The 13,892-nt window shown below is 67.7% G+C and carries 13 protein-coding genes; 8 read left to right on the forward strand and 5 right to left on the reverse strand.

Annotated features, from left to right (window positions below):
• Nucleotides 1–89: 89 nt before the first annotated feature.
• Nucleotides 90–1,586 carry an alpha-amylase family protein gene (locus BLP83_RS06805; RefSeq protein ID WP_091240464.1) on the reverse strand — a complete coding sequence of 499 codons (1,497 nt, stop codon included), beginning with the start codon at nucleotides 1,584–1,586 and terminating at the stop codon, nucleotides 90–92.
• Nucleotides 1,587–1,969: 383 nt separating this feature from the next.
• A complete protein-coding gene (locus BLP83_RS06810) occupies nucleotides 1,970–2,377 on the reverse strand; it encodes a hypothetical protein (protein ID WP_091240467.1) in 408 nt (135 codons plus the stop codon).
• 95 nt (nucleotides 2,378–2,472) lie between these two features.
• Here BLP83_RS06810 and BLP83_RS06815 point away from each other — a divergent pair, with 95 nt between their 5' ends.
• From BLP83_RS06815 to BLP83_RS06825, 3 genes are read left to right on the forward strand one after another with little or no spacing between them, the layout of a single operon-like run.
• Complete coding sequence (locus BLP83_RS06815) at nucleotides 2,473–3,132, forward strand: glutathione S-transferase family protein (protein ID WP_091240468.1); 660 nt, start codon at nucleotides 2,473–2,475, stop codon at nucleotides 3,130–3,132.
• Nucleotides 3,129–4,070: a DMT family transporter gene (locus BLP83_RS06820; protein WP_245679972.1), complete on the forward strand. Its 942-nt coding sequence runs from the start codon at nucleotides 3,129–3,131 to the stop codon at nucleotides 4,068–4,070. The genes BLP83_RS06815 and BLP83_RS06820 overlap by 4 nt, the downstream gene beginning before the upstream one ends.
• On the forward strand, nucleotides 4,067–4,594 hold the full coding sequence (locus tag BLP83_RS06825) for an adenine phosphoribosyltransferase (protein ID WP_091240471.1): 528 nt from the start codon (nucleotides 4,067–4,069) through the stop codon (nucleotides 4,592–4,594). The genes BLP83_RS06820 and BLP83_RS06825 overlap by 4 nt, the downstream gene beginning before the upstream one ends.
• A gap of 69 nt (nucleotides 4,595–4,663) precedes the next feature.
• Here the strand turns inward: BLP83_RS06825 and BLP83_RS06830 are convergent, their stop codons facing one another.
• Nucleotides 4,664–5,311 carry a hypothetical protein gene (locus BLP83_RS06830; protein ID WP_143006571.1) on the reverse strand — a complete coding sequence of 216 codons (648 nt, stop codon included), beginning with the start codon at nucleotides 5,309–5,311 and terminating at the stop codon, nucleotides 4,664–4,666.
• 107 nt (nucleotides 5,312–5,418) lie between these two features.
• On the opposite strand from BLP83_RS06830, the gene BLP83_RS06835 reads away from it, so the two are divergent.
• The 4 genes from BLP83_RS06835 (at nucleotide 5,419) to BLP83_RS06850 (ending at nucleotide 10,580) form a co-directional block, all read left to right on the forward strand.
• Nucleotides 5,419–7,203, forward strand: coding sequence for a DUF1800 domain-containing protein (locus BLP83_RS06835; protein WP_091240475.1), 1,785 nt, complete (start codon nucleotides 5,419–5,421; stop codon nucleotides 7,201–7,203).
• A 1-nt stretch (nucleotide 7,204) separates the two neighbouring features.
• Nucleotides 7,205–8,683: a DUF1501 domain-containing protein gene (locus tag BLP83_RS06840; protein ID WP_091240477.1), complete on the forward strand. Its 1,479-nt coding sequence runs from the start codon at nucleotides 7,205–7,207 to the stop codon at nucleotides 8,681–8,683.
• Between the two features lie 128 nt (nucleotides 8,684–8,811).
• A complete protein-coding gene (locus BLP83_RS06845) occupies nucleotides 8,812–10,194 on the forward strand; it encodes a PQQ-dependent sugar dehydrogenase (RefSeq protein WP_091240480.1) in 1,383 nt (460 codons plus the stop codon).
• Nucleotides 10,195–10,274: 80 nt separating this feature from the next.
• Complete coding sequence (locus BLP83_RS06850) at nucleotides 10,275–10,580, forward strand: flagellar basal body rod protein FlgC (protein WP_091240482.1); 306 nt, start codon at nucleotides 10,275–10,277, stop codon at nucleotides 10,578–10,580.
• A 46-nt stretch (nucleotides 10,581–10,626) separates the two neighbouring features.
• On the opposite strand, the gene BLP83_RS06855 is transcribed toward BLP83_RS06850, so the two are convergent.
• Both BLP83_RS06855 and BLP83_RS06860 read right to left on the reverse strand, forming a co-directional pair.
• Nucleotides 10,627–11,934, reverse strand: a complete 1,308-nt coding sequence (locus BLP83_RS06855) for an NADH:flavin oxidoreductase/NADH oxidase family protein (RefSeq protein WP_218121211.1) — start codon at nucleotides 11,932–11,934, stop codon at nucleotides 10,627–10,629.
• Nucleotides 11,931–13,193 (reverse strand): DUF418 domain-containing protein, encoded by a 1,263-nt coding sequence (locus BLP83_RS06860; RefSeq protein ID WP_091240485.1) that lies wholly within the window; start codon nucleotides 13,191–13,193, stop codon nucleotides 11,931–11,933. Before BLP83_RS06860 ends, BLP83_RS06855 begins: the two co-directional genes overlap by 4 nt.
• Nucleotides 13,194–13,384: 191 nt before the next feature.
• On the opposite strand from BLP83_RS06860, the gene BLP83_RS06865 reads away from it, so the two are divergent.
• Nucleotides 13,385–13,747: a DUF1304 domain-containing protein gene (locus tag BLP83_RS06865; protein ID WP_091240488.1), complete on the forward strand. Its 363-nt coding sequence runs from the start codon at nucleotides 13,385–13,387 to the stop codon at nucleotides 13,745–13,747.
• The last annotated feature ends 145 nt before the right edge of the window (nucleotides 13,748–13,892 follow it).

The raw sequence follows: 13,892 nt of genomic DNA on the forward strand, positions 1-13,892 counted from the left end.
GAGCCGGGTCCCTCACAACGCGTGCAGGAATCTGGGCTTTGCCTCTTGCGGAGGCGGAGCATCGAGCGACGATTCCCGATTCCCGGCTCCTACCTCAACCACATCCTTGCCCTGCGCGGCGGCAGGCTGAAGGTGTAGCTGCTGCTGCCGATGTTCACCACGCTGTTGGTATCCAGAACATCGCGGTAGTTGGCGTACCACCAGAGCACGCTGTTGTTCATGTTGATGGTGGTGTTGACCGTGCTGCCGCACTTGTTGATGCCGACGATGCCGAGGCTGCCGCGACGGAACAGCAGGTGGCAGTCGCTGTAGGACAGCACCTGCATGTCGCTGCCGTGGGTGGCGTTGTGGAAGCGGATCATTGCCGCCAGATCACTGCGCCGGTACGCGTTGACCCAGCGGTTGTCGCCGCTTTCGTTGTTGTCGGAGTACAGCAGCGGGCTGCCGCCGTCCCGGCCCAGCACGTAGGCGTAGGCCAGCGTCTCGTCGGTGGGGTCCAGGATCAGGTAGCGGAAACCGCCGTTATTCGGGATGTCGTGGGTCACAGTGAAAGTGACCGCGCGGCTGTTGGGCAGGGCCTGGCCGACGGCCAGCGGGTTGACCAGCGCGTTCATGCTGCCGCCGAAACGGAACGCGTTGCGGATACTGCCGAACAGCGGGAAGTCGTAGGCGCCGTGATCGGTCCCGTTCAGATAGGGCACGAGGAAACTGCCGTACTCGCCGTCACCAGCGCCGCCGTTGGTGATGACCTCGCCGAACACATGCACGCCCTGCTTGATCTCCGGCGTCAGCACGGCGTTGAGGTGTGAGAGCGGCATGTGCTTGGCGGCATCGATGCGGAAGCCGGTGACGCCGAGGCCCTTCAGCGCCGACAGGTAGCTGCGCTGCTGGCCGATGACATAGCTACTGCCCAGCAGGTCTGGCAGACCCGGGTCGCCGCCACCGCCGCACAGGCGCCAGTTCTGCACTTGCCAGACATCGCTGTAGTTGCTGATGCAGTTGGCCGAGCCGAAGTCCCACTGCGAGAGGAAGTTGTAGCGCAGGTCGCCGAACAGACGCTGCTGGCTCCAGTAGCCCGGGTTCGAGGCGTATGTGTTGAGGATGCGCTGGCCTGGATAGTCGAGGTCGCTGCGCTGGGCGGCCTCGTTGGCCATGTGGTTGAGGATGATGTCGGCGTAGACGCGGATGCCGCGCGCGCGCAGCGCGTTCGACATGCTCTGGAAGCTCTGCGTGTTGCCGAGCGGATGATCGATGGTGCGGTAGTCCTGCGGCTGGTAGCGCGCCCACCAGGCCGAGCCTTCCGACTTCAGCGGTGGTGCCACCAGTACCGCCTTGTATCCCAGCGACTGGATTTCGGCGGCGCGCGCCTCGACCGTGTCGTAGCGCCAGTTGAAGGCATGCAGGATGACGTCGGCCTTGGCGGGCGTCGTGCTGCCGGCGAAGGCGGCAAGCGCGGCGATGCCGGGCAGGGCGCTCGTGGCTGCGCGGATCGCCGCGCCGATGCGTGCATGGAAACGCTCCGCCAGACGGCGGGCAAAGCGAGGCTGCTGCGGGTGCGCCGAAGCACCCGTCGAGTGACGGTTCATTGCGGACTCCCTCCCCAGGAAGTGTGGGCCTGCTGCATGGGCCGCCGAGCGCCGCACCCCGCGGACGCCGGCCGTGTGACGAAGCGGACGGCGCGTCTACTGCGCGCTCATGAATGTCCGCTCGCTGCGCTGTCGAGCCGCTGCCGGCCTGATCGCCCTCATGGGCGTCGAGGCTTCATGCCGCCGCGTCGAACCACCGCGGCCAGCAGCCTAGGCCTGTGCTGTGCAGCATAACAATCCCATGCATACGTATTCAGGGAGCGGGGATTGGGGATTGGGGATTGGGGATTCGCAAAAGCCGGATGCGAAGCTCGCGGGCTTCACACACGCGATGCAAAGCAAGTCGGCGCTCTTTACGAATCCCCAATCCCCAATCCCCGCCCTCAAGCCCTGAACAATCGCATGTAGACCGCCACGCCCAGTCCCCACAGGCCGTTGAGGATCAATGCGCCGATGATCAGGGGGCTGCTGAGCTCGATGCCCTTGAGCGGAAACACCACGAACCAGGCGACCAGGCTGGGCAGCAGGGCGCCGAGTACGATCGCGAGCATCCAGAATCGGGCGCCGGTGCTGCGGCGGATCAGGGCCCACAGGGCGATGCCCCAGAGGCCGCCCCAGAAGGCCAGGGACAACACGGCGGGCACGCCCAAGGGCGCAACCGGGTTCATGTTCCAGGGCGCGACGGCCGCCTTGCCGGACAGATTCAGCAGCCACAGCCCGCCCTGATGGAAGAACAGGGTGGCGAGGAAGCCGGCGACGAATGCGAGGATCAGCGTTTTCGGCTTGAACATCGAATGGCACTCCCGGGCGCGTGGCGATGCGCGAATATACGCGGCCCGGCCGTCGCGGCCGCGTGCCCATCTTCCCTGCACAAGGCCAGTCCCTCATGAGCCAGCCCGTCCTCTACATCGGCAACAAGAACTACAGCAGCTGGTCGCTGCGGCCCTGGCTGCTGCTGAGCCACTTCGGTGTCGACTTCGGCGAGCGCCTGCTGTGGCTGGACACGCCGGAGTTCGCGCAGGAAGTGGCCAAGGCCTCGCCCAGCCGGCGCGTGCCTGTGCTGCACGACCAGGGCCGGGTGATCTGGGATTCGCTGGCGATCTGCGAGTACGCCAACGAAACCTGGCTGGGTGGCCGTGGCTGGCCCCAGGATCCCGGCCTGCGCGCGCTGGCGCGCTCGGCGGCCTGCGAGATGCACTCGGGCTTCACAGCGCTGCGCAGCCAGCTGCCGATGAACTGCGATCGAAAGCCCAATGCCTACCGCTGGAATGCCGAAGCCCAGGCCGACATCGACCGCGTGCAGGCGCTGTGGGCGCAGTTGCGCGAGGCTTCGGCGGGGCAGGGGGCGTTCCTGTGTGGCGGCTTCGGCATCGTCGATGCCATGTTCGCGCCGGTGGTGATCCGCTTCCGTGCTTATGGCGTCGAGCTCACCGACACCAGCCGCGCCTACATGGACGCGATGCTCGGGCTGCCGGCGCTCAAAGCCTGGATCGAGGCTGGCATCGCCGAGCCGCATCGGCTCGCCAAGTACGAAGCATTGAAGTGAGTTCCGGCCAGTCCACCGCGGCGCTCGCGGCGATGACCCCGCAGCGCGAGCGCAGCCCGGTGCTGGCCATGCTGATGGGGGCGGTGCTGATCAGCAGCACCAGCGCCTTCGTGCGCGTGGCCGACGTCGCGCCCACGGTGTCGGCCTTCTACCGGATGTTCTTCGGGGGCTTGATGCTGCTGTTCCTGCTGCGTGCGGTGAACGCGCCCTGGCGACCGCGCACGATGCTCCTGCTGGCGCTGTCGATCCCGGCCGCTGCGTTCGCTGCCGACCTGATGGCCTGGCACCGCAGCATCCATCTGGTGGGGCCGGGGCTCGCAACCCTGATCGGCAACCTGCAGGTGTTCTTCATGGCGCTGGCCGGCGTGCTGTTCTATCGCGAGCGGCTGGGGCCGCGCTTCCTGCTGGGAGTTGGTCTCGCTTTTGGCGGCCTCTGGCTGCTGGTCGGGCGCAGCTGGGCGGAGGTCGGCGCAGGCTTCCAGTGGGGCGTGTGGCTGGGTGTGTTCACCGCCTTCATGTACGCGATCTACATGCTTAGCTTCCGCCGCATCCAGCAGCGCGAACCCACGGCCAGCCCGATGTACCTGCTGTGCTGGTGCTCACTCGTCTGCGCGCTGATGCTGGGTGGCGCGGGCATGGTCGAAGGCCACAGCTTCGCGATTCCCAACCTCAAGACCTGGGGCGCCCTGATCGGGCTTGCGCTGTTCGGCCAGGTGCTTGGCTGGCTGCTGATTTCGTATGCGCTGCCGCGCCTCGATGCCTCGATGGTCGGCCTGCTCCTGCTGCTGCAGCCGCTGCTGGCCTTCGGCGTCGACGTGGCCCTGTTCGATCGCGCCACCGATGGTCTCGACTGGGCCGGCCTGGTGCTGTCCGCGCTGGGCATCTTCATCGGCAGCCAGCGCGGGCGCGCGGCGGCCCCTACACAGGAGTCCGCATGAACACGACCGACCTGATCGAAACGCTGATCCACCCGGTGCCGGACTTTCCCAGGCCCGGCATCCTGTTTCGTGACATCTCGCCGCTGTTGGCGGATCCCAAAGGCTTTCGTGCGGCCGTCGAGGCGCTGCTGGCGCCCTGGCGCAGGCAGCCGCCGCAGGTGTTCTGCGGGGTCGAGTCGCGCGGTTTCATTTTCGCCGCGGCCATGGCGCATTCGCTGGGCTGTGGCTTCGCGCCGATCCGCAAGCCCGGCAAGCTCCCCGGCCCGCTGCTGCGCGAGGCCTACAGTCTGGAATACGGCGAGGACACGCTTGAACTGCGTGCCGACGCTTGGACACCCGGAACACGCGTGGTGATCGTCGACGACGTACTCGCCACAGGCGGCACCCTGCAGGCGGCTGCCAAGCTGGTCGCGCGCAGTGGCGCCAGCTTGATCGGCGCCGGCGTTCTGATCGAGCTCGAAGGCCTGGGCGGGCGGGCGCGGCTCGAAGTGCTGCCCGCCCTGCAGGCCGTCCTGCGCTACTGAGTCGCGTACGAATGTGCGCAGGCCTGGTATCGCCGCCCTCGCCGGGGGCGATCGTGCCTCGGAGTTGGATCAGGGCTCGAACCCGTTGGCGAAGACGCCGGCTTCGAGGAACACGATCTGGGTCAGCGCCTGCTGATCGCGGCAGCCCGCGGGGTTGTTGCAGTCCTCGATCAGAAAGGCGCGGAGGATCGCGCTGGGGCTGGCCTCGCCGGTCCACTCGAAAACCAGCTCAGCCTGCGTTTTCGCCTGGTTGTCGGTGTGCGAGAGCGCCCAGGTGCCGCAAGTGGCGGGGGCAGGGATGTAGGCCCATCGCCCATTGCCCGGCACCGTGAAGCTGCCGGCGCCCTGGCTTGCATTGGCCTTGGCCCAGAGCAGCACGCCGCGCGCGCGGCGCAGTGGGTCGGGATGCTGCAATCGCAGCTGCAGGGGCAGGCCGGGGTAGAAGCGGGCCGGCGCCACGAGTGTCCAGCCCTGCGGCGGCGGGCTGGCAAGGGTCGGGCTCATCGGGACCAGCGGCAGCGAGTTGACCTCGCAGATCGGCGAGCCCTGCGAGTTGGCGCGCGATTCGCAGGCGCCGAGTCCAAGCAGGGCGATCAGCCCGGTCAACAGGGCCAGATGGCCGTGCGCCCGACTGCATGCCGTGGCCCTGCCGCGGATGCGCTGTTGGGGGGCTGGCGTCGGCTGGGAGGGCATCGAATTGAGGGGGCGTTTGTGCATGTGGGTGGTGTGCGGCGCGCGTGCGGCCTTCCGTGATTCGGCTCACGGCAGACTAGCAGCCTAGTTTGCGATTGTTTGCAAACTTTCGCGCGGTTCTGGAACCGTCCATGAAATCTCCCTCGCTTGTCCCTACGCTGCGCCTTCTCGCCACCTTGGGGTTCTGCTGCGGATTCGCGCTGCAGGCCCAAGCCCAGGCGATTTTCCGCGACGGCTTCGACCCGCCGCCCGAGGGCCCCTTCAACGAGGCCGAGGCCTCGCGCTTCCTGAGCCATGCCACCTTCGGGCCGACGCTCACCGAGATCACCCGCCTGCGCGGCATGGGCTACACGCCCTGGCTCAACGAGCAGTTCAGTCGGGCCGCTTCGCTGCAGTTGCCGCATCTCGACACCCTGATGTCGATCGACCCCAGCGTCGTCTGGCAGGACAAGCGCAACGACATCTGGTTCCGCAACGTGCTGTATCGCGACGACCAGCTGCGCCAGCGCATGGCCTTCGCGCTGTCGCAGATCTTCGTGGTGTCCGATCAGAACGGCTCGGTCGAAGGCAACCCGAATGCCTTGGCGCATTACCACGACATGCTGAGCCAGAACGCCTTCGGCAACTATCGCACCCTGCTGGAGAACGTGACCCTGCATCCGGTGATGGGCCACTACCTGTCGATGTTCAAGAACCGCAAGCCCGATGAGGCTGCGAACATCCGGCCGGATGAGAACTACGCCCGAGAAATCATGCAGTTGTTCAGTGTCGGGCTGGTGCGGCTGAACCTCGACGGCACGGTCATGGATGGCGATGCGGGCACGCCTGGCGTGCAGCCGATTCCCACCTACACCCAGGACACCATCCGCGGCTTCGCGCATGTGTTCACGGGCTGGAACTGGTCGACCTGCAACCCGCCGGTCGCCAGCGATACAGCGGGCAACTTCAACTGGTGGGATTGGGAGTACTGCGGGCCGGGGCCGGGCAACACCGACTGGCGACTGCAGCCCGGCTGGCGCCAGCCGATGCGTCCCTGGGGCGAGGGCACGCAGTTCGGTTCGGTCTTCCATGCCTCCAGCGGCACCAAGCAGCTGCTGAACTACCCGGGCGTGAGCCTGCCGGGGGGCGTGCTGCCGGCCGGCGGGCAGGCCCGCGCGAATCTGGCGGCGGCGCTGGACAACGTGTTCAATCATCCGAACGTCGGCCCCTTCTTCAGCCGCCTTCTGATCCAGCGTTTCACCACCAGCAATCCCTCGCCGGCCTATGTCGCGCGCGTCGCCGGCGTCTTCAACAACAACGGCAGCGGCGTGCGCGGCGACCTGCAGGCGGTGCTGCGGGCGATCCTGCTGGATCCCGAGGCGCGCACGCCGACGCGGCCACATGCCGGCAAGCTGCGCGAGCCCCTGCTGCGCATCACCCAGCTGTGGCGCGGCCTGAACGCCAGCTCCAGCAGCGGTGCGATCAGCGAGTGGCCGGACCAGTACGGCGCGCAGGCGGTGCTGAGCTCGCCGACGGTGTTCAACTTCTTCCTGCCGAACTACCAGCTGCCGGGTGAGCTGGCCTCGCTGGGCCTGTTCGCGCCGGAGTTCCAGATCACCACCGACACCTACATCACCCGCATGACCAACGAGATCGGCGGCAAGGTGTTCTGGGCCTACCAGGGCGCGAACACCGGCAGCTGGGATCCGGTGAAGGTGGACCTCAATCGCGACATGCAGATCGCCCATGACGCAGGTGCCCTGGTCGACCGCTACAACCTGCTGTTCATGGGCGGGCGTATGAGCAGCCAGATGCGCACCGTGCTGGTGAACCATCTGAACGGCATGGGCAGCAGCAACAATGACCAACGGCGCGCACGCGTGCAGGACGCCCTGTGGCTGATCCTGACCTCGCCGGAATACGTGGTGGAGAAGTGAGATGAGCCGGATCGATCGACGCGAGTTCCTCCACCGCGCGCTGCGCGCCACCGCCGCCAGCGCGGCCTTCGGCTCGATGCTGGGCAAGCTGGAGCTGGCGCAGGCGGCCGCGCCCAAGCTGCTCGGCACCGACTACCGCGCGCTGGTCTGCATCTACCTGCACGGCGGCAACGACTGCTTCAACATGGTCGTGCCACGCGATTCCAACTACAGCGCCTATGCCGCGCGCCGCGGCGAGCTCGCCGTGCCGCAGAACCAGCTGCTGGCGCTGAATCCGAGCGTGGCCCCGCTCGGCGGCGGCCAGTTCGGACTGCATCCGCAGATGACCGGCACCCAACAGATGTTCAATGCCGGCCGTGCTGCGATCATCGCCAACGTCGGCCCGCTGGTCCGCCCGATGAGCAAGGCCCTGTACCAGCAGGCCGGCACGCCGCGCCCGGCGCAGTTGTTCTCGCACTCCGACCAGACCGTGCTGTGGCAGACGCCGCGCGCCGATGCCGCCGACCGCACCGGCTGGGGCGGGCGCTTGGCCGACATCTTCGCCGCCAGCAACAGCAACCAGGTGCTGTCGATGAACGTGTCGCTGGACGGCGACAACGTGTTCCAGACCGGCGTGCAGGTGGCGCCCTACTTCATGTCCTCGCAGGGCGTGGAGCAGATCAGTTTCATCCAGACCGGCGCCGCCAACTGTGCCGATGGCGGCCAGGGTTGGAACCGTCGCCGCTGCCTTGCCTTCAATGCCCTGCTCGATCAATCGCAGACGCACGCCTTCGAGCGCGCCTACGCGCTGAAAACCCGGCGCACTCTGCAGACCACCGACCAGGTCGTGGCCGCGCTGGCGAACGTGCCTGCCGACGACGTGCTGTTCCGACCGTTCTGGGACGCCTTTGGCCTGGCCTGGAACCCGAGCAACCTGCCGGCCCTGCCGCGCCTTGCCGCGCAGCTGCTGATGGTGGCGCGCATGATCCGCGCCCGCGACACCCTGCAGATGAGCCGCCAGCTGTTCTATGCAGGCCTCGGTGGCTTCGACACCCACGACCGCCAGCTCGAGGATCATCCCGGACTGTTGCGCCAGCTCTCGCAGGCGGTCATGGCCTTCTATCAGGTGCTCGACAACCCGGCGATGAGCCTGGGCAGCTCGGTCACCACCTTCACCGCCTCGGAATTCGGTCGCACTCTGTCGATCAACGGCGACGGCACCGACCACGGTTGGGGCGGGCACCATCTGGTGTTCGGCGGCGCCGTGCAGGGCGGACGCTTCTATGGGCGCTTCCCCAGCCTCGCGGCCTCGGCCAGCAATCCCGACGATGCCGGTTGGGGGCAGGTCATCCCGACCCTGTCGGCCGACCAGTACGCGGCCACGCTGGCGCGCTGGTACGGGCTGTCGGATGCGGATCGGTCCACGATCTTCCCGAACCTGCAGCACATGAGCGGCAACCTGGTCGCGATCGAAGGGCCCAACCTCGGTTTCATGGTCTGAGCGTCCGCAACCCCCTCCGGATCCCGTCGCCCGGCGCCTTGCGCGCCGGGCTTGTATCCCGCCCGATCCGGGCTCCCCGTTCCCCTGCGGCGCCGACTGACCGCAAGGCCCCACAAGGTCCGACATCCATGACGCGCTGTGTTCCGCTAACCCTCCTGTTCGCTCCGGTGCTCGCGTTCGCGCAGACGGTGCCAAACCCGCCACGTTTCGAAACCTACCTTTCGGGTTTCAGCAGCCCGATCGGGCTCACCCACGCCGGCGACGGCAGCGGGCGCCTGTTCGTCAACCAGCAGGGCGGCGCGTTGCGGGTGGTGCGCAGCGGAGCCTTGTTGAGCACGCCCTACGTCAGCGTGTCCGGTACCAACCCGAGTCTGCAGTGCACCTATCCAGGCGATTCCAGCCCGAGCACCGTGGGTTTCACCAGCGGCGGCGAGCGCGGCCTGCTGGGCGTCGCCTTCCACCCGGAGTTCGTCAGCAACGGCCGGGTATTCGTGAGCCTCACCGATGCCAACGGCGACACCCTGCTGATGCGCTATACGGCCGCGAATCCGGCGGCCGACGTATTGAGCGCGCAGGACCTCGCGACCTGCACCGTGGTGCTGCGCGCGGATCAGGATTTCAGCAACCACAACGGTGGCCACATCGCGTTCGGGCCGGACGGTTATCTCTACTTCGGGCTGGGTGATGGCGGCAGCGGCAACGATCCCTGCAACCGCGGGCAGACCCTGGCGCCAAACAGCCTCAGTAACAGCGGTGATTGCGCGGTCGATGCCAACTTCACCGCGAACGGCGGCAACCCCGACTCCCGCGCCCTTCTGGGCAAGTTCCTGCGCCTGGATGTCGATGCCACCACCGCGGTCGGCAGCGGTGAGCTGTGCGGCCGGCCGCGCACGGCGCATCCGGCCGCGTACGGGATCCCGTCTGGCAACCCCGGTGCGACTGGCACCTTGGCGGCGGCCTGCGACGAAGTCTGGTCCTACGGCGTGCGCAATCCCTGGCGTTTCAGCTTCGATCGCGAAACCGGCGACCTGTGGATGGGCGATGTGGGGCAGGGCGCTCGCGAGGAGATCAACCTCGAACCCTCGGGCGCGGGTGGCCGCAACTATGGCTGGCGCTGCCGCGAGGGGACCATCGCGACCCCGGGCGCGAGCTGCAGCGGCGCTCCCGTGGTGGCCTTCACCGAGCCCGCCTTTGACTACGGTCGCCCCAATGGCGCTTGCTCGGTGACCGGCGGCTTCCGCTACCGCGGCCCGGTCTTCGCAGCGCAGGGCCAGTATTTCTATGGCGACTACTGCAGTGGAGACGTCTGGGCGGCCGCCAGTTCGGGCGGTGGCGGCTTCGCCCATCCGGCGAGCGCGCTGCAGAACGTCGAGTTCGGCATCACCAGCTTCGGTGAAGGCGAGGACGGTGAGCTGTATCTGGTGAAGTCCGGCGGCAGCCTGTTGCGCCTGAACGGCGCCCGCACCAGCCCCGACTTCATCTTCGCCGACGGCTTCGAGACCAGCCAGTGAGCTCGAACTGAGCATCGCCCTCAAGTTTCGGGGGCGATCAGCCGCTAGTCTGGCGAGCACGCATTCGCGCTGAGGTCCTCATGAGCGACATCGCCAGCATCGCCCGCTCCGGCATAGCCGCCGCGCAGACGCGTCTGACTGCTGCGGCCAGCAACATCGCCAATCGCGAGAGCGCCGACTTCCGGCGCTTCGACGTCGACAGTCGCGAACAGGCCGGCGGCGGCGTCAGCGCCCGCCTGGTGCGCGATGCGGAGCCGCAGACCGGCGACGGCCTCACCACCGACCTCGTCTACTCGATCGAAGCGCGCCAGGCCTTCGCGGCCAACGTCAAGGTGCTGAAGACGCAGGACGCACTGCTGGGCAGCCTGCTCGACACCCGGGCCTGAGCGCGAAGCGCGCGCACGGCTCCCCGCTGATGCGCCGATCCGGGGCTCAACGCCTGAGCCGGATCGCCCGCCCCAGATCGTCCCACCAGTAGCGCAGGAAGCTGCGCAGCATGCCGCGCTCGATGTCCACCGGCCGGCCGCGGGCGATGCGGTCCATCTGCTGGTAGTACCAGCCCTGCGCGCCGAGCACATTGATCATCTTCATCAGCAGGATCGGGCTGGCGGGCGAGGCCCAGCCGCGCGGTGACAGATGCAGCTTGTGCTCGAAGGCCGGCAGGCGGTCGATGCGATGGCGCAGCAGCTCGTGGGCGCAGTTGGGGTGCGTGCAGAACGGCCGAGCGATCCCGAGCACGTCCAGCGCGCCCGAGGCGAGTGCGGCCTCCATGCCTTCGCGTGTGCGGAAGCCGCCCGTCACCATCAGCGGCATCGTCGCGACGCGGCGGATGGCCTCGGCGTACTCAAGGAAATAGGCCTCGCGCACCCGCGTGCTGCTGCGCACCTGCACCGCATCTTCGCTGCGGCCCTCCACGCCCAACAGACGCGGCTGCTCATAGGTGCCGCCGGAGATTTCCAGCAGATCGATGCCTTCGGCGTTCAGCAGCTTGACCACCTTGAGGCAGTCCTCATGGCTGAAGCCGCCGCGGCGGAAGTCGTCCGAGTTCAGCTTCACCGACACCGGAAAGCCCGGGCCGACCTGCGCCCGCACCGCGCGCACGCATTCGAGCAGCAGCCGCGCGCGGTTCTCGATGCTGCCGCCCCAGCGGTCCTCGCGGCGGTTGGTCACCGGCGACAGGAAGCTGCTGATCAGATAGCCATGCGCGCCATGCACCTGCACGCCGGTGAAGCCGCAGTCCTGGGCGATCTTCGCCACCGCGCCGAAGCGCTGGATGATGTCGAGGATCTCGTGCTCTTCCAGAGCGCGCGGCGTCTTGTAGCTGCCGAGCAGATCCAGTGTGACCGCCGAGGGGCCGACCGGCTGGCGCGTGGCATAGCGCGGCGACTGCCGCCCGGCATGGCTGATCTGCATCCACAGCTGGGCGCCGTCGCGGATGCCGGCCTCGGCCCAGGCGCGCAGCCGCGCGCGGGCCTCCTCATCGACGCTGGGCGCGTGCGTGATGTCGATCGCCACATTGCCCGGCCGCTCGATCACGAAGCGATCGACCATCACGTTGCCGGTGATGTTGATCGCCACACCGCCCGCGCCCCAGGCGGCATATAGACGTTCATGCTCGGGCGTGGCGCGCAGCTGCGCGTCGCCGAGGCCCTCGGTCATCGCGGTCTTGCACAGGCGGTTCTTCAGCACCACGCCGCAGGGCAGGGTGAAGGGCTGGGCGAGGGGGTCTTGCGAGATCATCGGACAGTCTCCGTACGGGGCTCGCGTTCCAGTCGCATGCTGGGCGGGTATCCATAGGTCAGCGTTCGCCACAGCCATTCCATGGGGCCATAGCGGAAATGCCGCAGCCACAGCGGCGACAGCGCGACCTGCGCGGCGAAGATCGCAAGCGCGATCTGCACCTGGCCCCAGCGATCGACCTCGCCGTACCAGCCGAGCCCATAGGCGTAGAACAGCAGGCTGCAGACCAGGGACTGCAGCAGGTAGTGGCTCAGCGCCATGCGCCCCGCGGGCGCCAGCAGGCCCAGCACGCGCGCGCCCAGCGCGGTCTGGAACAGCAGCACGAAAACGGCGAGATAGGCCATGGACAGCGGCAGGCTGCCGAGGCTCATCAGGCCAGCGGCGAGCAGGGCGTCGCCCATTCCGGTCTTCAAATCGAAACTGGTGCCGACCGCCAGGCTCAGCCGGATGAAAACAGCGCCGACCACGCCGCCCAGCAGCAGGGTCAGCGCCCAGAAGCGCAGATGGACGCCGGCGTTCTGGATGCGGCCGGAACGCAGCAGCCAGGCGCCCAGCAGGAACACGCCCAGCGCCATCGGCACCTGGAACATCAGCACGGTCTGCAGCATGACCGTGAAGTATTCCTGCGCGCGGTGCAGACTGATCTCGAGATAGCCGCCGGTGGCGTAGATGCGATTGGACTCCGCGGCCTGGGCCAGTGGATCGCCCATCTCGGCTGCCATCTCCAGCCTGGCGCTTTCGGGCATCAGGCCCATCGCCCAGCCCAGCAGCACCCACAGCGCAGAGACTCCGAAATACAGGCCCATGCCGGTGACCAGCATCGCCACGCCGCGCACCTGCAGGAAAGCCATCAGCATCAGCGCGGTGATGCCGTAGGCGAACAGGATGTCTCCTGGCCACAGCAGCACGATGTGCAGCAGGCCGAAGGCCATCAGGGCCAGCGTGCGACGGAAGTAGAGCCTGCCAAACGGCCGCCCCGTGCTTTCCAGCCGGTCCTGCATCAGCGCGAAGCCCATGCCGAACAGCAGAGAGAAAAGCACCCAGAACTTGCCCTGCACGAACACGTAGACGATCCACGCGGCCAAGCCGGCGGCCCCGGGCGAGGTGTCGATACCGCCCATGAAGTCGTGCACCGAGCGATTGAAGAACTCGATGTTCATCAGCAGGATCCCGAGCAGTGCAAAGCCGCGCAGGGCGTCCATCAGGTGCGAACGGTCCTCGGGTGGACGGGGGGCGGCGAGTGGTGCTGGCGTGCTCATGCGCGGGGGGTCGGATTCAAGGGGCGAGGCGGCAGAGAGTGTGGCCCAGCGCAGGCCTCCGTGCGCATCCGTCCTGCACCTGCACCTGCACCTGCACCTGCACCTGCAGCGCAAGGGCAGCCATGCCCTGACACCGAGACGCCGCCATCGGTGATGATCCGCCCACGTCTGGGCGATTGAGGGAGTTTGCGATGCAATGGATCGGAACGGCACTGGTGGGGCTCATCGCCCTGCTGCATGTCTACATCCTCGTGCTGGAGATGTTCCTGTGGGACACCCCGCGCGGCCGCCGTGCCTTTGGCATGAGCGCCGAGAAGGCCGCCATGACCAAGGTGCTGGCGGCGAATCAGGGCCTGTACAACGGCTTTCTCGCCGCCGGCCTGTTCTGGGGCCTCTGGCAGGGTGACGCCGGCCTCGACGTGCAGGTGTTCTTTCTCGCCTGCGTGCTGGTGGCCGGCCTGTATGGCGGCGCGACCGCCAGCCGCAGGATCTACGTCATCCAGGCGCTGCCGGCAGCGCTGGCGCTGGCGTTCGTGCTGCCGCGGATGCTGTAAGCCGGCCTGGATCTCGGGCCTGCGTGGGGCGCGATGCCATCGGTCTGCATGCGTCTCAGCCCAGGGCAACGGAGCCAGACGCACACAGGGCAGCCCATACGCCCGCGCAGGGCTTCAGGCCCCGCCGTGCCCAACCCTCGGCAGG

It is taken from the genome of Aquimonas voraii, assembly GCF_900101825.1.
Taxonomy (GTDB): Bacteria; Pseudomonadota; Gammaproteobacteria; order Xanthomonadales; family Xanthomonadaceae; genus Aquimonas; species Aquimonas voraii.